The sequence below is a fragment of the Aeromonas sp. 604443 genome (genome assembly GCF_049170315.1).
In the GTDB taxonomy this organism is placed as follows: domain Bacteria; phylum Pseudomonadota; class Gammaproteobacteria; order Enterobacterales; family Aeromonadaceae; genus Aeromonas; species Aeromonas veronii_A.
The window spans coordinates 41,181-59,878 of sequence record NZ_JAAKMI010000007.1; the positions used below are offsets into that span (position 1 = coordinate 41,181).

An 18,698-nucleotide genomic window follows, 5' to 3' on the forward strand; every position below is an offset into this window, starting at 1 on the left:
ACCAGACTTAAAACAACAGGTTATGACCGTGATGGGAGAAGAGGGAGGTAAAAGTGAGGCCACCTGCTGGTGGCCTCATGATCGTTTGACGAGGAGCCCTCAGGCGAGGGCTCGCTGAGGCTGTGGTGCCGCGCCAAACCAGGCGAGCCGGTCGGCCAGCGTTACCACAGATCCCACCATGATCAGCGCCGGGCTCTCGACCCCCATCGCCAGCGCGGGCAGCTCATCGAGGGTGCCGCGAATAACCCGTTGGCAGGGTTGGGTGCCGCGCTCGATCAGCGCCACCGGGGTGTTGCTCGCCTTGCCGTGAGCCAGCAACTGCTCGCGGATGGTGGCGCAGGAGGAGAGCCCCATGTAGAACACCAGAGTCTGCCGATCTTTGGCCAGCAGCGGCCAGTCGAGATCCCGGGCGCCACCCTTGCCGTGGGCGGTAACGAAACGGACGCTTTGGGCGTGGTCGCGGTGGGTGAGCGGAATGCCGGCGTAGGCGGCGCAGCCGCTGGCCGCGGTGATGCCGGGCACCACCTGAAAGCCGATGCCTGTGCCAACCAGCGTCTCCAGCTCCTCGCCGCCACGGCCGAAGATAAAGGGGTCGCCCCCCTTCAGTCGCACCACCCGCTGCCCCTTCTTCGCCTCCTCCAGCAACAGCTGGTTGATCCCCTCCTGCGGTACGCAGTGGTTGCCCGCCTGCTTGCCGACGAAGATGCGTTTGGCATCGCGGCGCACCAGCGCCATCACCTCGTCCGAGACCAGCCGGTCATAGACCACCACGTCCGCCTGCTGCATCTGGCGCAGGGCGTGCAGGGTGAGCAGACCCGGATCGCCGGGGCCAGCCCCCACCAGCACCACTTCGCCAGCGGTGTTGCATTCGTCGGCAAACAGGCTGTCGGCCAGTTGATTGGCAGAGGCACTATCACCGCGGGCCAGTGCTTGGCCGAGCCGATCCGCCCCGAGCAGCCGCTCCCAGAAGCGGCGCCGCTCGCCCATGCTGGCGAAGCGGGCCTTGACCCGCTCCCGCAGGCTGCCGGCGAAGGCCGCGACGGCGCCCAGATGCTGGGGCAGCAGGGCTTCCAGTTTTTCCCGCAGCAAGCGAGCCAGCACCGGCGCCTTGCCACCGGAGGAGATGGCCACCATCAGCGGTGAGCGGTCGATGATCGATGGCATGATGAAGCTGGAGCGTTTCGGGTCATCCACCACGTTGGCAAAGATCCGCGCCCGGTTGGCGCTCTGGTAAACCAGCGCATTCACCTCGCGCCGATCGGTGGCGGCCACCGCAAGCCACTTGCCCGCCAGTTGCTCCGGCGCAAATTCACCGGCCAGCCACTCGATGCTGCCGTTGGCAGCCAGTTCCGCCAGCTCGGGGTCGAGCTCGGGCGCGACCACAGTGAGGCGAGCACCGGCATCCAGCAGCAGGCGCGCTTTGCGCTCCGCCACCTCGCCGCCGCCGACCAGCAGCACGGGTTTGTTGTCGAGTCGGCAAAAGATGGGCAAGTAGTCCATGGGGCCTCCTGATCAGGCGGTTCGGGTCTGGTTGGCAGTGCTGGTGGTCTCGCTCACCGCGACCGGGCGCTCAGCCTTGGGGGTGGCATACCAGTAGCCGAGGCCCATAAAGAGGGCGCCGGAGACGGTGTTGCCCAGGGTCACCCACAGCAGGTTGTGGCCGATGCCGCTCAGGGTGTAGGCCTCCGAGTGGGCGCCAAACCAGGAGAGGGCGAACAGGGTCATGTTGGCGATGGAGTGTTCGTAGCCGGAGGCGATAAAGGCGAGCAGGCACCACCAGATGGCGATGAAGCGGGCGGCTCCTTCGGTGCGCAGCGCCATCCAGATGGCGAGGCAGACCAACCAGTTGCAGAGGATCCCCTTCATAAACAGGGTCAGGGCCGGAGCCTGGGTCTTGGCCAGCGCCACCTTGTGGGCCAGACTGCCCGCGTCCGGCAGCAGGCTGCCGCCGTAGGAGTAGATCAGAGCCACCACAACGGAGCCAATCAGATTGCCCGCCCAGGTCTGCGGCAGGATACGCAGCAGGTCGGCCATGGTGATCTTGCCCGTCTTCACCCCGAAGGTGAGGAACATGGTGTGGCCGGTGAACAGCTCGGAGCCGGCGATGATGACGAGCGTCAGGGCGATGCCGAAGGTGGCCCCCATCACCAGCGGTCGGATGCTCGGATCCACCAGATTGCCGAGGGTGAAGATCAGGATGATGCCGAGGCCCACATAGGCCCCCGCCATGGCGGAGCTGAGCCAGAAGCCGAGCTTGTCGCTGCGCTCGAAGCGGTTGATGCGGGCCGCGTTGGCGGCGCACTTGTTGATGGTTTCCGTGTACATCTTGTGAGTCCTTGAAAGGGCTGCCCTCTGGCAGCCCGAAAGAGAGTGAATTTGGCTTTAGACGGCGACCCAGACCAGCTGGTCGCGCACTTCAACGGGGTAGCTTTGAACCGACATCGCAGGGTTGTCGAAACAGTGGCCATCGCTCAGGCGAAAGCGCTGCTTCTTGAGCGGGCTGGCGACCCAGAGCTCGCCGTCGTGTTCGCAGATCAGGCCCCGCGACAGCACGTTGGCGGCGAAGAAGGGATCCCGGTTGTCGATGGCGAACACCTCGGCCGCCGCGCTCGGGCGGAACAGGGCGATCTGACGACCCTCAATGAGTGCACAGACGCCGGTTCCCGGCAGGATGTCGTTGAGTTGGCAGGCAAGTTTCATCGTTTAATCTCCACCTCGAGTTGGATGGACTGGCTATCGAGCAGGGCGCAAACGTCCATGCAGCCCGGCAGGATGTCGTTGAGTTGGCAGGCTAATTTCATCATTTGGTCTCCACCTCGATCTGGTAGACGGGGATGCGCTCGGCCGGAGTGGCGGGTCTGTGCTGGTCGCGCTCGCTGACGAACTGCACGTCCGGATCGCGCTTGTCGCTGTTGATGAAGTGGCTGAAGCGCTTGAGCGCCTCCTCTTCGTTGAGGGTGCGCGACCATTCGCACTCGTAGCTGTCGATGAGGGTCTGGATATCGCGCTCCAGCGTCTCGGCCAGTCCCAGCTTGTCGTCGACGATCACCTCGCGCAGGTAGTCGACACCCCCTTCCAGATTGCCGAGCCAGACCGATGTGCGCTGCAGTTTGTCGGCGCTGGTGACGTAGAACATCATAAAGCGGTCGATCAGCTTGATGAGGGTTTCGCGGTCAAGGTCAGAAGCCAGCAGATCGGCGTGGCGCGGTTTCATGCCGCCGTTGCCGCCCACATAGAGGTTCCAGCCCGCATCGGTGGCGATGATGCCGACATCCTTGCCCTGGGCTTCCGCACATTCGCGGGTACAGCCGGAGACGCCGAACTTCATCTTGTGCGGGGTGCGAATCCCCTTGTAGCGGTTCTCGAGGAAGACCCCGAGGCCAACGCTGTCCTGCACGCCGAAGCGGCACCAGGTGCTGCCGACACAGGTCTTGGCCATACGCAGCGCCTTGGCATAGGCCTGACCTGTCTCGAATCCGGCTGCCAGCAGCTTGCGCCAGATGGCGGGCAGGTCATCCTTCTGAGCCCCGAACAGGCCGATGCGCTGGGCGCCGGTGATCTTGGTGTAGAGCTTGTAGTCGCGGGCCACTTCGGCCACCGCCAGCAGCCCTTCCGGGGTCACTTCACCGCCGGCCATGCGCGGGATGACGGAGTAGCTGCCGTCCTTTTGCATGTTGCCGAGGAAGATGTCGTTGGTGTCCTGCAGTGGGATGTTGCGCGGGCTCAGCACATGCTCGTTCCAGCAGGAGGCGAGGATGGAGCCGACGGTCGGTTTGCACACCTCACAGCCATAGCCCTGACCGTGCTTGGCCAGCAGCTCGTCGAAGCTCTTGATCCCCTCCACCTTGACCAGATGGAACAGCTCCTGACGGGAGTGGGGGAAGTGGGCGCAGAGGTGGTTGTTGACCTCGATGCCCTGCTTCACCAGCTCGGCGTTGAGTACCTGACTGATGAGCGGCACACAGCCGCCGCAGCCGGTTCCGGCCTTGGTGTGCTGCTTGATGGCGGCCAGGGTGGTGTGACCCTCGGCCACCGCCTGAGCGATGTCGCCTTTGGAGACGTCAAAGCAGGAGCAGATCTGGGCGCTTTCCGGCAGGGCATCCACCCCCAGCGTCGGTTTGGCTCCGGCGTAGGCGGGCAGGATCAGGGTGTCCGGGTGGCTCGGCAGCGGCAGGGCGTTGAGCATCATCTGCAGCAGGTTGCCGTAATCTTCCACGTCACCCACCAGCACGGCGCCGAGCAATCGGCTGTTGTCTTCGCTCACCACGATCTTCTTGTAGACGCCAGCCTGATCGTCCTGAAACACATAGCTGTGGCTGCCCGGGGTGCGGCCGTGAGCATCGCCGATGGAGCCGACGGAGACGCCGAGCAGTTTCAGCTTGGCGCTCATGTCTGCCCCTTCGAAGCGGCTGTCACCGCCGAGCAGATGGTCGACGGTGATCTGGGCCATCTTGTAGCCCGGCGCTACCAGCCCGAAGAAGCGGCCCTGCCAGGCGGCGCACTCGCCGATGGCATAGATGTCGGGGTCTGAGGTGAGGCAGTGATCGTCGATGACGATGCCGCCGCGCTCGGCGATGGCGAGATCACCGTAACGGCCGAGGGTATCTTGCGGGCGAATGCCGGTGGAGAAGACCACTACGTCTACTTCCAGCTGGCTGCCATCGGCAAAGGCGAGGCGGTGTTTCGCCTGCTCACCGCCATGCATCAGGATCTCGCTGGTGCTCTTGCTGGTGTGCACCTGCACGCCCATGGATTCAATCTTGCGGCGCAGCAGCTGGCCGCCCTGACCGTCGAGCTGCTCGGCCATCAGTACCGGAGCAAACTCCACAACGTGGGTCTCGAGACCCAGCGCCTTGAGGGCACCGGCCGCTTCGAGGCCAAGCAGGCCGCCCCCGATCACCACCCCGCTCTTGCCACTCCTGGCGGCGCTGCGAATGGCTTTCAGATCCTCGATGGTGCGGTAGACGAAGCACTCGTGGTGCTGACTGCCCGCAATGGGCGGCACCCAGGGGTAGGAGCCGGTGGCCAGCACCAGCTTGTCGTACCCGACCACAGTGCCCTTGTTGGAGTGCACTTCGCGGTTGGCCCTGTCGATTTTTTTCACCGCTTCGCCGAGCAGCAGGCGGATGCCGTGCTTGTCGTAGAAGCCGGGTTTGACGAGGGAGAGATCTTCGCTGGTGTGATGGGAGAAGTAGGAGGAGAGATGGACGCGATCGTAGGCGGGACGGGGTTCTGCACCGAAGACGGTGATCTCGTAGCGGCCCGGCTCGGCCCGCTCGATCAACTCTTCGATGAAGCGGTGCCCCACCATGCCGTTGCCCACAACGACCAGTCTGACTTTGCTCATGATTGCCTCTAGTTTGGAGTAATAAAACATCATTCTGGGGCTAGGCTACCCAGTCAGTCGGGGCGGGCAATTGATGCAAATCAAGTGTCTATTTATATATCTCGTCAGGGGTAATTCGATAAAATTCAAAGATATACAAAAATAGGTATACCAGTTGATGATTTCTGCGCTGGCTTGGAGTGAGGGGTGGTGGAGGGAAAGCCCGGTTTACCCACGGCCGGGGAGTGAAAACTTCTGGCGGAAAATGGCCGGCCTCGCACTGGGCGAGACCGGCATCAGCTGAACAAGGTGGCGCGTCAGGCGATATGGCGGCGGAACATGGCGAGCGCTAGCGACAGGGTGACGCCGGCGATGGCGAGCAGCGGCCAGAGCAGGGGCCAGGCGGCCGACCAGTCAAACCCCTTGAGGAAGACCCCCTTGAGCAGCACGATGAAGTGGGTGAGGGGGTCGATGGCCGCCAGCCACTGGAACACCTGCGGCATGTTCTCCACCGGCGAGATGTAGCCCGAGAGGATCACCGCCGGGACGGTGAAGGAGAAGACCCCGAGAAAGGCCTGCTGCTGGGTCGAGCAGAACGACGAGATGAAGAGCCCGATCCCGGCCAGTGCCAGCCCGTAGCAGACCATGCCCGCCATCAGCAGGCTGAGGCTGCCGGCAAAGGGGAGGTGAAAGACAAAACGGGCGGCCAGCGCGACTATGCACCCTTGCCCCACCGCCACCATGATGCCGGGCACCGCCTTGCCCGCCATGATCCAGCCCGCGGTGAGGGGGGAGACCAGCAGCTGATCGAAGGTGCCCTCTTCCCGCTCCCGCGCGACCGAGAGGGCGGTGACAATCAGGCAGCCAGTGGTGGTGATGATGGCCACCAGCGCTGGCAGGATATGCCAGTGGAACTCGACGTTGGGGTTGTAGAGGTTGCGTACCGCCAGCTCGGGTTGCCCCTTGCCCTCACTTTGCCAGCGGGCGATCACCTGACTGATGTAGCCAGCCGCCACCTGACCACCGTTGGAGCGGCGTCCGTCGATGATCAGCTGTACCTTGGCCTGTTCGCCCCGTGCCAGCCGGCGCGAAAAATCGCCCGGAATAATCAGCCCGAGCAGTGCCTGTTGCCCGGTGATGGCCTCGGTCATGCCCGCCTCGCCTTGTACCGGGATGATGGTGGTAAAGGCGGGCATATGGGTGAGGCGCTCCAGCAGCTCGCGGCTCTGGGCACCGCCATCCTGGTTGTAGATGGCCAGCGTGTTGCCGGTCACCTCCAGAGTGGCGGCGAACGGGAAGAGGGCGGTCTGCAGCAGCACCGGCATGATGAGCAGAAAGCGCCCCTGAGTATTGCCCATCAGGGCCTGCAGCTCTTTTCGGATCAGCCACCAGAGTCGGATCAGCATGGGTTACTCCAGAGTGCGCCGCGTCTTGCGGGCGGTCAGGGCCAGCCAGAAACCGGCCAGCAGCAGCAGACAGAAACCGTTGACCAGCAGGATCGAAAAAACGCTGCCCGCCTGATAGAGGGTCTGCAAGGAGCTCGCGAAGTAGCGGGCCGGAATGAGGTGGGTGATGGCCCGAAGCCAAGGCGGCATGCTGGCGATCTCGAAGACGAAGCCCGACAGCATCACGGCGGGCAGAAAGGCGGCGATCAGCGCTGCCTGTGCGGCGTTGAACTGGCTGCGCATCACGGTGGAGAGAAACAGCCCGAGCCCGAGGGCGCTGCCGAGAAAGACGCTGGTGACCAGAAAGAGCAGCAGCAGGGAGCCGCGCCACGGCACGCCCATCACCGCCACCGAGAAGAGCAGGCAGAGCAGCATGGCGATGATGCCAAGGCCGTAGTAGGGCAACAGCTTGGAGAGCAGCAGCTCCCCCTTGGTGACCGGGGTGGCGAGCAGCGCCTCCATGGTGCCGCGCTCCCACTCCCGCGCCACCACCAGCGAGGTGAGCAGGGCCCCTATGATGGTCATCACCACCGCAATGGAGCCCGGCACCAGAAAGTTGCGGCTCACCAGCGCCGGATTGAACCAGGCGCGGCTCTCTATCGACACCGGCATGGCGACCCCCTCGCCAGCGAGCCACCCCTGCCAGATCCCCTGCACATAGTTGGTGACGAAGTTGGCGGTGTTGGGCTCGGAGCCGTCGGTCAGCAGCAGTGCCTGCGGCGTGCCATTGCCCTGACCGGCCATGGCGCGGGAGAAGCCGTCATCGATCACCAGCAGGCCGCGGATCTCGCCACGGGCCAGACTGGCGAGCAGGGACTCTTTGCTCGGCCCGCTGTGGATCTCCAGCGCGGTAGAGCCGCGCAGGGCCTGCTCCAGCCGCACCGCCGGAGCGCCGCTATCGGTACGCCAGATGCCGAGGCGCAGATGGTCCACATCGAGATTGATGGCGTAACCCATTACCACCAGCAGCACCACCGGCATGATGAAGGCGATGAGGATGCTGCTCGGGTCACGGACGATTTGCAGCGTCTCCTTGCGGCAGAGGGCCAGCAGTCGCCGACGGTTGATGCTCATGCGTCCTCCTCGCTGGCCCGCTCGACCAGGGTGATAAAAGCCTCTTCCATTGTTGGCAAAGAACAGGTCGGCAAGGAGCCGGTTGGCAAAGAGGTCGCCGCCTCTTTGGCGGCCAGTTCCTTGAGATCGTCCGGGGTGCCGAGCGCCAGCAGCTTGCCGCGATAGATGAGGGCGATGCGGTCGCAATACTCCGCCTCATCCATAAAGTGGGTGGTGACCAGCACGGTGACGCCGTGGTCGGCCAGCGCGTTGATGTGCGACCAGAACTCGCGCCGGGTCACCGGATCGACCCCGGAGGTGGGCTCGTCGAGGAACAGCAGCGGCGGCTCGTGCAGCAGGGCGCAGGCCAGCGATAAGCGCTGGCGCAGGCCGAGCGGCAGGGATTCCGCCTTCTGATCGAGCCAGGGGGTGAGGGCAAAGGCAGTCACCATGGCGTCGATCCGCGTCTGCTGGTGGCGGCCGAACAGGCCGTAGATACCGGCGAAGAAGGAGAGGTTCTGCGCCACGGTGAGCTGCTTGTAGAGGGAGAACTTCTGCGCCATGTAGCCGAGGCGCTGGCGCGCCGCCGAGGGGCTGTGGGCCAGATCGATGCCGGTCACCAGGGCCTGCCCCTCGCTCGGGCGCAGCAGGCCGCACTCCATCTTGAAGGTGGTGGACTTGCCCGCCCCGTTGGGGCCGAGCAGGCCGAAGATCTCGCCGCGGCGCACCGCAAAGCTGACATCATCGGTGGCGGCAAAATCGCCGAAGCGTTTGGTGAGGTGGCGCGCCTCGATCACCGCCTCGGGGGAGACCCCCTGCGGCAGTTCCGCTTCGCGCATCCCGGCTGCCAGACTCGACTCCCCGCCGGGGCCGCCGCCGAGCAGGTCGATAAAGGCATCCTCCAGCCGGGGCTGGGCCGGTTGAAAGGCGCCGTTGGCCAGTTGCAGCTCCGGGAGCGGTGGGGGCGTCATGCCCGGGTGCAGCAGCAGGCGAACCCGCTCCCCCGCCACCGCGCCATCCATCACCGCCGGGTGAGCCAGTGCCCGGCGCAGCAGGGCGCGCCGCTCGCGGCCATCCAGCTGCCCCGCCTCCAGCAGCCAGCAGCGGCTGGCCATGGCCCCCATCAGATTGGCCGGTGTGCCGCTGGTGCGCACCTCGCCATCCGCCATCAGCAGCACGTGGTCGCACAGCTCCGCCTCATCGAGATAGGCGGTACTCCAGAGCACCGTCATCCCCCCCTTGGCCAGATCGCGCACCATCTGCCAGAGGGCGCGGCGGGAGATGGGATCGACCCCGACCCCCGGTTCGTCCAGCAGCAGCATATCCGGGGTGCCGAGCAGGGCGCAGGCCAGCCCGAGTTTCTGCTTCATCCCGCCAGAGAGCTTGCCTGCCGGTCGTGCGGTGAAGCGAGCGAGATCGGTGAAGGCGAGCAGCCGCGCGAAGGTGGGCGTGCGTTCGGGCTCCAGTACGCCGCGCAAGTCAGCGTAGAGGGTGAGGTTCTCCAGCACGCTGAGATCCTCGTAGAGGCCGAACTGCTGGGGCATGTAGCCGAGGCGCTGGCGCAGCAGATCCCCCTCGCTCACCGGATCCAGCCCCAGCACCCGGATGGTGCCCGCTTCGGGGATCAGCAAACCGGCCAGCAGGCGCAGCAAAGTGCTCTTGCCCGCGCCGTCGGGGCCGACCAGCCCGGTGATGCCGCCAGCCGGAATAGTGGCCGAGATGGCGTTGAGGGCGACCCGCTCACCAAAGCGTTTGGTGAGCCCCTCAAGGGAGATGGCGCAGCTCATGGCGCCAGCCTGACGGTGACCGGCATTCCTTGGCGCAGGGCCGGGTCGGGATCCTGCACCACGATGCGCAGCCGGTAGACGAGGTGAGTGCGCAGGTCCGGCGTCTCCACCGATTTCGGGGTGAACTCGGCGGTCGGCGAGACAAAGCCCACCACCCCGTGATAGGGCTGATCCGGCCGCGAGTCGGTGGTGAGGGTTACCTTGGCGCCGCTCGGGAAGTGGCCGAGCCAGGGCTCCTCCACATAGGCGCGCACCCAGACTGGCGCGGTCAGGGAGAGGTTGAAGGCGGTCGCTCCGCTCTGCACCATGCTGCCGTTCTCGACGGCGCGGCTGATGATGATGCCGTCGCTGGGGGCGGTCAGGCTGGCATCTGCCAGCGCCAGTTCGGCACTGGCGAGCGCCGCTTTGGCCCCTTCCAGCTGGGCATCGGACTGGGCAATTTCCTCCGGGCGGTAGCCGGTTTCGAGCTGGGCGAGCTGTTCGCGTGCGGAGCGCACCTGCGCCTGGGTCTGATCCCGCTGGGAGCGGGCGGTATCGAGCTGACCGCGGGAGATGGCACCGGTGGCGGCCAGTGCGCTCTGGCGGCGCCACTGCTGGTCGGCCTCCAGCGCAGCGGCTTCGGCGGCGGCCAGTGCGGCTCGGGCACGGTCGGTCTCTTCGCTGCGATAGCCTTTGTGGATCAAGGTGTTGGCGGCAGTGAGCGCAGCCAGATTGGCGCGGGCACTGTCGCGGCTGTGGGTGAGGGGCGCCGGATCGAGGCGGGCCAGCAGTTGGCCGGTTTTTACCCTATCCCCCTCATCGACCAGTACCTGATCGACGCGACCGCCGACCCGAAAGGCCAGATTGACGTCGCGAATATCGACATTGCCGTAGAGGATGGAGCCGTCGGTGGGGCGCCCCTGCCACCAGAGGTAGCCACCGATAACGGTTAGCAGCAGGGCTGCGATTACAATGCGTTGTTTCATGCCGCTTCTCCTTCTTTCATGTCGGTGGGGCGCAGGCCGCGCAGTGCCCATACCAGCCGTTGTCTGGCGGCCTCGGGGTTGTCTATCTGGCTGAGAAAAGGGGCTGCCTGTTCGGGCAGCCAGCCGAGTTGGCGACCGCTGCCGGCGATCACCAGCGGCAGGCCGACCGACCCCATGATGAAGATCATCAGCTGGAGCGGGTGACCGGCGACCAGTGACCCTTCCGCCTGTGCCATCCGTACCTGCTCGATCAGCAGCAGGGGGTGGCGGCGCGGCAGGCTGAGCAGAAAGCGCTGGGCCGCCCCTTCACCCGCCAGCGCATCGCCAAACAGGTGGTTGATAAAGCCGCGCTGGCGCGCCACCAGCCCGATCAGCGCCTTCATGGTGGCCTCGAACATGGCAATGGCAGAGGGGTAGGAGCCTTTGGCTGCCACTGCCTTGAGCTCGTCATAGAGGGGGGCATACCAGAGCTCGACCAGCTCGTCGATGAAGGCGTCGCGGTTGCCGAAGTGGTAGACGAAGGAGCCGAGGTTCACCTCTGCCGCCGCCGCCAGCTCGCGCACCGTCAGGCCGCGCAGCCCCTTCTCGGTGGCGATGGCGAGGCCGGTATCGAGCAGTTTCTGCCGGGTTGGATTCATCTTTCAGGTTCCTGCTGCACAGATTTTGATCTGATTTATACGTGTGTATAAATCAGCCGCCGAGAATAGGAAAGATCTTTTTTTGAGCAGATTTCAGCGGGGATGAAAAAACGGCGGGCGTTGGCAAGGGGAAGTTTGGAAACGGCTTGGGATTGAACGGGTTGCCGCAGGTGTGGGCCAGAATCCGGGCAGATGACGGAGGTGGTGGAGAAATAAAAACGCCTCCGCGAAGGGAGGCGTTTTATCGGGAGGGGCGCGCTTACAGAATAAAGCGGCTCAGATCCTCGTCTTCAATCAGCTTGCCGAGATGGGCGTTGACGTAGTCGGTGTCGATGACAAAGGTCTCGCCGGACTTCTCGGAGGCGTCATAGGAGATATCTTCCATCAGGCGCTCCATCACGGTGTGCAGACGACGGGCACCGATGTTTTCGGTACGCTCGTTGACCTGCCAGGCCGCTTCGGCCAGACGGCGGATGCCATCCTTGGTGAACTCGATGTTGACCCCTTCGGTGGCCATCAGCGCCTTGTACTGATCGGTCAGGGAGGCGTTCGGTTCGGTCAGGATGCGCTCGAAGTCATCGGTGGTGAGAGCGGTCAGCTCGACCCGGATCGGCAGACGGCCCTGCAGCTCGGGGATGAGGTCGGACGGCTTGGCGATCTGGAAGGCGCCGGAGGCGACAAACAGGATGTGGTCGGTCTTGACCATGCCGTGCTTGGTGTTGACGGTGCAACCTTCAACCAGCGGCAGCAGGTCGCGCTGTACCCCTTCACGGGAGACGTCGGGGCCCGAGCTCTCGCCGCGCTTGCAGATCTTGTCGATCTCGTCGAGGAAGACGATGCCGTTGTTCTCGACAGCGGCGATGGCTTTCTGCTTCAGCTCTTCAGGATTGACCAGACGGGCCGCTTCCTCTTCGATCAGCGCCTTCATGGCCTCTTTGACCTTGATCTTGCGCTTCTTCTTCTGGTTCTGGCCCAGGTTCTGGAACAGCCCCTGCAGCTGGTTGGCCATCTCTTCCATGCCCGGCGGGGTCATGATTTCGACGCCCATCGGGGAGGCGGAGAGCTCCAGCTCGATCTCCTTGTCATCCAGCTGACCTTCCCGCAGTTTCTTGCGGAAGATCTGGCGGGTGTTGGAGTTGTCGGCTTTCTCTTCCTCACCCCAAGTGTTGCGCGGGTTGGGCAGCAGGGCGTCGAGGATGCGCTCTTCGGCGGCTTCTTCGGCGCGGTATTTCATCTTCTCCATCTCGGTTTCGCGCACCAGCTTGATGGCGGCATCGGTCAGATCGCGGATGATGCTGTCCACTTCCTTGCCGACATAGCCCACTTCGGTGAACTTGGTCGCTTCCACCTTGATGAAGGGGGCGTTGGCCAGCTTGGCCAGACGACGGGCGATCTCGGTCTTGCCGACACCGGTCGGGCCGATCATCAGGATGTTTTTCGGGGTCACTTCATGGCGCATCTCTTCGTTGAGCTGCATCCGGCGCCAGCGGTTGCGCAGGGCAACGGCAACGGCGCGCTTGGCATCGGCCTGACCAATGATGTGACGATCCAGCTCGTGGACGATTTCTCTCGGGGTCATCTCGGACATGATGGTGTTCCTGTATCCGGGGCGGGCAGTGCCCACCCCTTGGGAAATTGGGTTTGGCTGGTGGCCTTATTTGGCGGCGTAGTCCAGCACTTCGATGGTGTGGTTGCCGTTGGTGAAGACGCAGATGTCGCCCGCAATCTTGAGGGACTTCTCGACAATGGTCCTGGCATCCAGCTCGGTGTTTTCCAGCAGGGCGATGGCGGCGGACTGGGCAAAGTTGCCGCCGCTGCCGATGGCGATGAGATCGTGCTCCGGCTGCACCACGTCACCGTTGCCGGTGATGATGAAGGATTTGTGTTCGTCGGCCACGGCCAGCAGTGCTTCGAGGCGGCGCAGAGCGCGATCGGTGCGCCAATCTTTGGCCAGCGCCACGGCGGCGCGCTCCAGATTACCCTGATGGGCCTGCAGTTTTGCTTCGAAACGCTCGAGCAGGGTGAAGGCGTCGGCGGTACCGCCAGCGAAACCGGCCAGCACCTTGCCGTTATAGAGACGATGAACCTTGCGGGCGTTGCCCTTCATGACGGTGTTGCCAAGAGAGACCTGGCCATCGCCACCGATGACGACCTGACCGTTGCGGCGAACTGAAACTATGGTAGTCACTTTACTTACCTCGCTTGAGCCGAATGACGGCCTGACTGTGCATGGCAAGAAAGATGGGGATGGCAAACGGGCTTTTCAACCCTGCCTTTGGTCGGGATAAACGGGGTAATAAAGAGCGTGGGTGCGAGTGACACCAAAAGAACAGGGCCGGGTGTTGCCACCCGGCCCTGCTGCACACTGTCCGCATTATGTTGTTTCAGACCAGACTACCGCTTGGCACACGATCACAGTTTGGCCATTGAACGTCGCCGAGGGAGAACCATACAGCGTGTAGCCTTGAGCTAGTGCCTCGCTGACACGAAAACAAAATGTCGCGTCATCAGGCCCAGTAATCAAGCGGTAAACCGGAAGGCCATTTGGTGGCTGTTTCGAATTTGTCATGTTCTGGTTCTCTGCTGGTTCAGCCTGACAGTATGCTAACCCTTCTTGGCAATGCAGCCGCTGATGCCGGAGCTCTGCAGCTTGCCGTTGGCCGCGTCGGCGGCCGCCTTGCCGTTGAAGGGGCCCACCATCACCTTGTAGACGGTACCGTTGGCTGTGTTGACCACCTGCAGGCTGGAAGAGAGACCGGCGGTGAAGGCGATACGTGCCTTGAGCGACTCTGCGGAATCCTGCGAGCGCAGAGCCGCGCACTGCATCATATAGCGACCGCTGTCGGCGGCTGCGGTCTGGGCTGGCGGGTTAGCCGCTTTGGCCTTGGCCGCTTCGGCCTGCTCCCGCTCCAGCTCGGCACGGATCTCCCGCTCCATTCGCTCCCGTTCGGCCTGGCGATCGATCACCTGTTCCCGAGCGCTGGCAACGGGCGCACCGTTGTCAGGCGTGGTCGCCGGATTGGTCTGATAGGGTTTGGACTGGCCGATGGGCGTCCCCGGTTGGGGAATGTCGGTCGGTACCGGTTGCGGCAGCTTTTCCGGCTGCAGGGTCAGAGTATCGGCGGGGGGCGGTGGCAGCACGCCCGGCTGGGGCGGTGGCTCGATAACATCGACCTGCTTGTTCTCAAGCCGTTCGATGTAGCTCCACTTCTCCTGTGGCAACCCGTTGTTCTGTGGTTTTGGCTTGTTGGCCTTTACCTGCTCTTCGATGGTGGGGGCGTCGCTGCCCTTGCCATTGATCATGTAAAGGAAGCCACCAAAGCCTGCCAGCAGTGCCACGACCAGCAGCACTGGAATAACAGGAAAGCGGCGAGGGGCCGCTTTCTTGCTGTTTCGACCACCCGCCCGACGTCGTGGGCGGCTGCCGACATAATCCCGGGTTGCCATCTATTACATGCGCTCCAGGGTATGGATGCCCAGTACGCCGAGGCCCAGTTTCAGCACCTTGGCGGTGGCGGCGCAAAGCAGCAGACGGCTCTGACGGGTTGCCTCGTCCACGCCATCCTTGTTGATCGGGCAGGCTTCATAGAAGGTCATGAAGTTGCCGGACAACTCGTACAGGTAGGTACAGAGCAGGTGCGGCATGCCTTTGTCGGCCACGCCATTGACCGCGTCGGAGAACTGGATCAGCTTCTGGGCCAGCACCTCTTCGGCCTCTTCGTTCAGGGTCACATTGCCGGTCAGGGTAGCGGCATCGACGCCAGCCTTGCGGAAGATGGACTGGATACGGGTGTAGGCATACTGCAGGTAAGGGGCGGTGTTGCCTTCAAACGACAGCATCAGATCCCAGTCGAAGATGTAGTCGGTAGTGCGGTTCTTGGAGAGATCCGCATACTTGACCGCGCCCATGGCGATTGCGTTGACCACGTTGGCCTTCTCTTCGGCAGAGAGGTCGCTGTTGCGGCTCTCCAGCAGGGCAGCGGCGCGCTCTTCCGCTTCGTTGAGCAGGTCAACCAGCTTGACGGTGCCACCGGAACGAGTCTTGTAGGGACGACCATCCTTGCCCAGCATCATGCCGAAGGCGTGGTGCTCAAGCGGCACGGATTCCGGCACATAGCCCGCCTTGCGGGTGATGGTCCAGGCCTGCATCAGGTGCTGGTGCTGACGGGAGTCGATGAAGTACATGACACGGTCGGCGCCCAAGGTTTCATAACGGTATTTGGCACAGGCGATGTCGGTGGTGGTGTAGAGGAAACCGCCATCGCTCTTCTGGATGATGACGCCCATGGCCTCGCCATCCTTGTTCTTGAACTCGTCCAGGAAGACAACGGTGGCGCCTTCGCTTTCGACCGCCAGCCCCTTGGCTTTCAGGTCGGCAACGATCTCCGGCAGCATGTCGTTGTACATGGACTCGCCCATGATGTCCTTGTTGGTCAGGGAGACATTCAGGCGGTCATAGTTGATCTGGTTCTGTTCCATGGTCATGTCGACCAGCTTCTTCCACATGGTACGGCAGTACTCGTCGCCACCCTGCAGCTTGACCACGTAGTTACGGGCGCGCTCGGCGAAGGCTTCGTCTTCGTCGTAGCAACGCTTGGCCTGGGTGTAGAAGGCTTCCAGATCCTTGAGCGCCATGTCGCTGGCGTGCTCGTTGGACATCTTCTCCAGATAGGCGATCAGCATGCCGAACTGGGTGCCCCAGTCGCCGATGTGGTTGGCGCGGATCACTTTGTGGCCGAGGAACTCCAGCGCGCGCGCAGCCACATCACCGAGTACGGTGGAGCGGATGTGGTGCACCGCCATCTCTTTGGCCACGTTGGGGGCGGAGTAGTCCACCACCACGGTTTGTGGCGCGGGCAACCGTACGTTGGCGTTGGCAGAGGTCACCATGGCCTCAACCTGACCGGCCAGCCAGCGCTGGTCGAAGAAGAAGTTGATAAAGCCGGGACCGGCGATCTCGACCTTGGCGATCAGGTCGGAGGCAGGCAGGTGCTCGATGATGGCCGCTGCCAGCTCACGGGGATTCTTGCGGGCCGGTTTGGCCAGCAGCATGGCCAGGTTGGTAGCCAGGTCGCCGTGAGCTTTTTCCTTGCATCGGTCTACTTGCACGCGGGCTTCCAGGTCCGCTGGCAGGACGCCTGCTGACTTGAGATTGGCTACCGTTTGTTCAAGTAGATGATGAATATGCTCTTTCATAACTGACCACCAAGGTTGCGCGTCGAAAAATGACTGATATATAAGGGCGTGAATTTTACCCGCATCGGCTCGAGAAAACTATAGGGATGACCCGCCGCTCGCTGTCGGGCGGATATTTCACTGCGTTTGGCGCCATATTCCAGAATATTGGGCGGAAATTACGGTGCTTATCCATTTCTACTGCATATCGAAGCGGCTTGTCCAGGCTATTTTCCCCTGATTGTTAAGGGTTTTTCCTTTCCGCTGACGGGAATGATCTCCTCCCACTGGCCCGGCGTATCAACAGAGGTTCCCAACCGAGGAGTTTGCGATGCGACTGGCGCTGTTTCCCCTATCTGCCCACCTGCTGCCCGGCGGCGTCATGCCGCTGCGGATCTTCGAACCGAGATACCAGCGGATGATTGCCGAGGCGGGGGAGTCCGGCTTTGCCCTCTGCATGGTGGATCCTCGCCAGCCCGACGCCCTGCGCAACATGCTGCCCATCGCCACTCGGGTCACCATCATCGATTTCGACCGGCTGCCGGACGGCATGCTGGGGATCACGGTGCAGGGGATGGAGCGGGTGCAGATAGAGGATCTGTGGCAGGAGCAGGATGGCCTGCGTATCGGCGAGGTGACGCCGCTGACGGCCTGGCCGCCCCGCCGGCTCCATCCCGATCAGCAACCGCTGGTCGAGGCATTGCGGGAGGTGTTTGCCGACTATCCCGACTATGCCGCCCTCTATCCCGCCCCCTGCTGGGACGATGGCAACTGGGTGGCCCAGCGCTGGCTGGAGGTGCTGCCGATACCCCCCGAACAGAAGCAGCTGCTGCTGGCCGCTGCCGACAATCAGCCCGCCATCGCCCTGCTCAAGGGGGTGCTGGTGGCCAGCCACTGATTTTTTTCTGACCCGCAGATCCGCCAGCGCCGCAGCGCCGTACAAGTCATCACCACAGCATGTTCGACAGCACACCAAAGGGATGGCGCAATGGCATATACTGGCCAACCACACTCGACCATACGCAGGACCTCGCCCGTGATGGATAACCCGGATGGCGACCTCAAATCTCTGCTGATCAGGGTGGCAGAGCAGGCCGACAAGGCTGCTTTTGCCCGCCTGTTCCAACACTTTGCGCCGCGTATTCGCAGCTACGGCCTGCGCCACCTCGGCAGCGAGGCCAACGCCATGGAGCTGGTGCAGGAGACCATGCTGCTGGTGTGGCAGAAGGCACGCCTCTACCACCCCGATAAGGGGGCGCCGACCACCTGGATCTATACCGTGATGCGCAACCAGTGCTTCGACATGCTGCGCCGTCGTCGCGCCAGCAAGGAGGATCTCTGTGCCGAGGAGCTGTGGCCCGTGCTGGAGTTTCAGGCCGAAGAGGAGCATCTGAGCGGCGGTGAGGATGCGGTGCTGACCCGTCAGATGGCCCATTATCTGGGCACCCTGCCGGAGCCGCAACAGCAGGTGGTACGCGGCATCTATCTGCAGGAGTTTTCCCAGCAAGAGTTGGCGGAGCGACTCGGCGTGCCGCTCGGTACTATCAAGTCCCGCCTCCGGCTGGCGTTACAGAAATTGAAAGAGCAAGTGGAGCAAGGCCATGATTAAAGCCCATCCGACCGACCCTATGCTGCGTGCCTTCGCCGCCGACGAGCTCCCTCTGCCGCTGGCGGTGGGGCTCTCCGCTCACTGTGAACTCTGCCCCGATTGTGCTGCCCGACTGAAGACATTCGAAGAGGAGCTGGCGCAGCAATATCTTGCCTCGCCAGCAGAGCCTGAGGCGGACTCTCGGGATGAAGTGGGATTGGACGCCGGATTCGACGCCATGCTGGCGGATATTCTGGCCCAACCGCTGGCAGAACCCCTCTCCAAGCCAACACATGACCAGCCCCGAACGCAGCACGGCGAGCTGGAGGTGGCCGGTCACGCCTACCGTTTGCCACGGGTGCTGGCCCGCTATCGTTCGCCCAAGTGGCGCCATATCGGGGCTATTCGTCAGCATAGTTTGCCGCTGGACGAGATGGGGGCACGCGCCAGCTTGCTCCATATCGAAGCGGGCGGCCGCATCCCCGAGCACACCCATCAGGGTTATGAGCTGACCCTGCTGCTGGCGGGCAATATTCAGGATGGCGATACCCTTTACAAGGCGGGGGATTTCATCTGGCGTGATGCCAGCCACTCCCACAGTCCGCATACGCCCGATGGCTGCCTCTGCTACACGGTGCAGGATGCGCCGGTGCAGTTCACCAAGGGGCTGTCGCGGCTGCTGAACGGCATCAGCCAGCACCTCTACTAAGCACCATGACGC

17 protein-coding genes are annotated in these 18,698 nt (G+C 63.4%); 3 read left to right on the forward strand and 14 right to left on the reverse strand.

The genetic code is table 11. From position 1 onward, the window contains the following. Positions 1-99: 99 nt before the first annotated feature. The 14 genes from cysG to argS all read right to left on the reverse strand — a co-directional run bounded on the left by cysG (position 100) and on the right by argS (position 16,410). A complete protein-coding gene (gene cysG, locus G5380_RS11575; protein WP_421311248.1) occupies positions 100-1,500 on the reverse strand; it encodes a siroheme synthase CysG in 1,401 nt (466 codons plus the stop codon). Positions 1,501-1,512: 12 nt separating this feature from the next. Further along, positions 1,513-2,325 carry a nitrite transporter NirC gene (nirC, locus tag G5380_RS11580; RefSeq protein ID WP_421259354.1) on the reverse strand — a complete coding sequence of 271 codons (813 nt, stop codon included), beginning with the start codon at positions 2,323-2,325 and terminating at the stop codon, positions 1,513-1,515. 57 nt (positions 2,326-2,382) lie between these two features. Next, positions 2,383-2,700, reverse strand: coding sequence for a nitrite reductase small subunit NirD (gene nirD / locus G5380_RS11585; protein ID WP_266134980.1), 318 nt, complete (start codon positions 2,698-2,700; stop codon positions 2,383-2,385). 100 nt (positions 2,701-2,800) lie between these two features. Then, the gene (gene nirB, locus G5380_RS11590; RefSeq protein WP_274160892.1) at positions 2,801-5,347 is read right to left on the reverse strand and encodes a nitrite reductase large subunit NirB; all 2,547 of its coding nucleotides are present in this window, start codon (positions 5,345-5,347) and stop codon (positions 2,801-2,803) included. A 296-nt stretch (positions 5,348-5,643) separates the two neighbouring features. Further along, positions 5,644-6,732, reverse strand: coding sequence for an ABC transporter permease (locus G5380_RS11595; RefSeq protein ID WP_216949949.1), 1,089 nt, complete (start codon positions 6,730-6,732; stop codon positions 5,644-5,646). 3 nt (positions 6,733-6,735) lie between these two features. Further along, positions 6,736-7,845 (reverse strand): ABC transporter permease, encoded by a 1,110-nt coding sequence (locus G5380_RS11600; protein WP_323945981.1) that lies wholly within the window; start codon positions 7,843-7,845, stop codon positions 6,736-6,738. Then, entirely contained in the window at positions 7,842-9,611 is a 1,770-nt protein-coding gene (locus tag G5380_RS11605; RefSeq protein WP_421352763.1) for an ATP-binding cassette domain-containing protein, read from the reverse strand. The genes G5380_RS11600 and G5380_RS11605 overlap by 4 nt, the downstream gene beginning before the upstream one ends. Further along, positions 9,608-10,576, reverse strand: a complete 969-nt coding sequence (hlyD, locus tag G5380_RS11610; RefSeq protein ID WP_216979734.1) for a secretion protein HlyD — start codon at positions 10,574-10,576, stop codon at positions 9,608-9,610. Before hlyD ends, G5380_RS11605 begins: the two co-directional genes overlap by 4 nt. After that, positions 10,573-11,214: a TetR/AcrR family transcriptional regulator gene (locus G5380_RS11615; RefSeq protein WP_320656266.1), complete on the reverse strand. Its 642-nt coding sequence runs from the start codon at positions 11,212-11,214 to the stop codon at positions 10,573-10,575. The genes hlyD and G5380_RS11615 overlap by 4 nt, the downstream gene beginning before the upstream one ends. A 259-nt stretch (positions 11,215-11,473) precedes the next feature. After that, positions 11,474-12,802 carry an HslU--HslV peptidase ATPase subunit gene (gene hslU, locus G5380_RS11620; RefSeq protein WP_033136355.1) on the reverse strand — a complete coding sequence of 443 codons (1,329 nt, stop codon included), beginning with the start codon at positions 12,800-12,802 and terminating at the stop codon, positions 11,474-11,476. A 66-nt stretch (positions 12,803-12,868) separates the two neighbouring features. After that, positions 12,869-13,402 (reverse strand): ATP-dependent protease subunit HslV, encoded by a 534-nt coding sequence (gene hslV, locus G5380_RS11625; RefSeq protein WP_005342555.1) that lies wholly within the window; start codon positions 13,400-13,402, stop codon positions 12,869-12,871. A gap of 186 nt (positions 13,403-13,588) precedes the next feature. After that, positions 13,589-13,783 carry a DUF1737 domain-containing protein gene (locus G5380_RS11630; RefSeq protein WP_216952631.1) on the reverse strand — a complete coding sequence of 65 codons (195 nt, stop codon included), beginning with the start codon at positions 13,781-13,783 and terminating at the stop codon, positions 13,589-13,591. A 35-nt stretch (positions 13,784-13,818) separates the two neighbouring features. Continuing rightward, positions 13,819-14,661, reverse strand: coding sequence for an SPOR domain-containing protein (locus tag G5380_RS11635; RefSeq protein ID WP_421209204.1), 843 nt, complete (start codon positions 14,659-14,661; stop codon positions 13,819-13,821). A gap of 3 nt (positions 14,662-14,664) precedes the next feature. After that, the gene (argS, locus tag G5380_RS11640; protein ID WP_128816165.1) at positions 14,665-16,410 is read right to left on the reverse strand and encodes an arginine--tRNA ligase; all 1,746 of its coding nucleotides are present in this window, start codon (positions 16,408-16,410) and stop codon (positions 14,665-14,667) included. A gap of 310 nt (positions 16,411-16,720) precedes the next feature. Between argS and G5380_RS11645 the strand changes: the two genes are divergently transcribed. The 3 genes from G5380_RS11645 (at position 16,721) to G5380_RS11655 (ending at position 18,686) form a co-directional block, all read left to right on the forward strand. Further along, complete coding sequence (locus tag G5380_RS11645) at positions 16,721-17,287, forward strand: LON peptidase substrate-binding domain-containing protein (RefSeq protein ID WP_100644795.1); 567 nt, start codon at positions 16,721-16,723, stop codon at positions 17,285-17,287. A 141-nt stretch (positions 17,288-17,428) separates the two neighbouring features. Further along, a complete protein-coding gene (locus tag G5380_RS11650) occupies positions 17,429-17,998 on the forward strand; it encodes a sigma-70 family RNA polymerase sigma factor (protein WP_005342561.1) in 570 nt (189 codons plus the stop codon). After that, a complete protein-coding gene (locus tag G5380_RS11655) occupies positions 17,991-18,686 on the forward strand; it encodes a ChrR family anti-sigma-E factor (RefSeq protein WP_421352764.1) in 696 nt (231 codons plus the stop codon). The genes G5380_RS11650 and G5380_RS11655 overlap by 8 nt, the downstream gene beginning before the upstream one ends. The last annotated feature ends 12 nt before the right edge of the window (positions 18,687-18,698 follow it).

What these genes read in the sequence shown, in the direction of transcription:
- cysG (WP_421311248.1), bottom strand. Translation starts at nt 1,500, where the DNA reads ATGGACTACTTGCCCATCTTTTGCCGACTCGACAACAAACCCGTGCTG.
- nirC (WP_421259354.1), bottom strand. Translation starts at nt 2,325, where the DNA reads ATGTACACGGAAACCATCAACAAGTGCGCCGCCAACGCGGCCCGCATC.
- nirD (WP_266134980.1), bottom strand. Translation starts at nt 2,700, where the DNA reads ATGAAACTTGCCTGCCAACTCAACGACATCCTGCCGGGAACCGGCGTC.
- nirB (WP_274160892.1), bottom strand. Translation starts at nt 5,347, where the DNA reads ATGAGCAAAGTCAGACTGGTCGTTGTGGGCAACGGCATGGTGGGGCAC.
- G5380_RS11595 (WP_216949949.1), bottom strand. Translation starts at nt 6,732, where the DNA reads ATGCTGATCCGACTCTGGTGGCTGATCCGAAAAGAGCTGCAGGCCCTG.
- G5380_RS11600 (WP_323945981.1), bottom strand. Translation starts at nt 7,845, where the DNA reads ATGAGCATCAACCGTCGGCGACTGCTGGCCCTCTGCCGCAAGGAGACG.
- G5380_RS11605 (WP_421352763.1), bottom strand. Translation starts at nt 9,611, where the DNA reads ATGAGCTGCGCCATCTCCCTTGAGGGGCTCACCAAACGCTTTGGTGAG.
- hlyD (WP_216979734.1), bottom strand. Translation starts at nt 10,576, where the DNA reads ATGAAACAACGCATTGTAATCGCAGCCCTGCTGCTAACCGTTATCGGT.
- G5380_RS11615 (WP_320656266.1), bottom strand. Translation starts at nt 11,214, where the DNA reads ATGAATCCAACCCGGCAGAAACTGCTCGATACCGGCCTCGCCATCGCC.
- hslU (WP_033136355.1), bottom strand. Translation starts at nt 12,802, where the DNA reads ATGTCCGAGATGACCCCGAGAGAAATCGTCCACGAGCTGGATCGTCAC.
- G5380_RS11630 (WP_216952631.1), bottom strand. Translation starts at nt 13,783, where the DNA reads ATGACAAATTCGAAACAGCCACCAAATGGCCTTCCGGTTTACCGCTTG.
- G5380_RS11635 (WP_421209204.1), bottom strand. Translation starts at nt 14,661, where the DNA reads ATGGCAACCCGGGATTATGTCGGCAGCCGCCCACGACGTCGGGCGGGT.
- argS (WP_128816165.1), bottom strand. Translation starts at nt 16,410, where the DNA reads ATGAAAGAGCATATTCATCATCTACTTGAACAAACGGTAGCCAATCTC.
- G5380_RS11645 (WP_100644795.1), top strand. Translation starts at nt 16,721, where the DNA reads ATGCGACTGGCGCTGTTTCCCCTATCTGCCCACCTGCTGCCCGGCGGC.
- G5380_RS11650 (WP_005342561.1), top strand. Translation starts at nt 17,429, where the DNA reads ATGGATAACCCGGATGGCGACCTCAAATCTCTGCTGATCAGGGTGGCA.
- G5380_RS11655 (WP_421352764.1), top strand. Translation starts at nt 17,991, where the DNA reads ATGATTAAAGCCCATCCGACCGACCCTATGCTGCGTGCCTTCGCCGCC.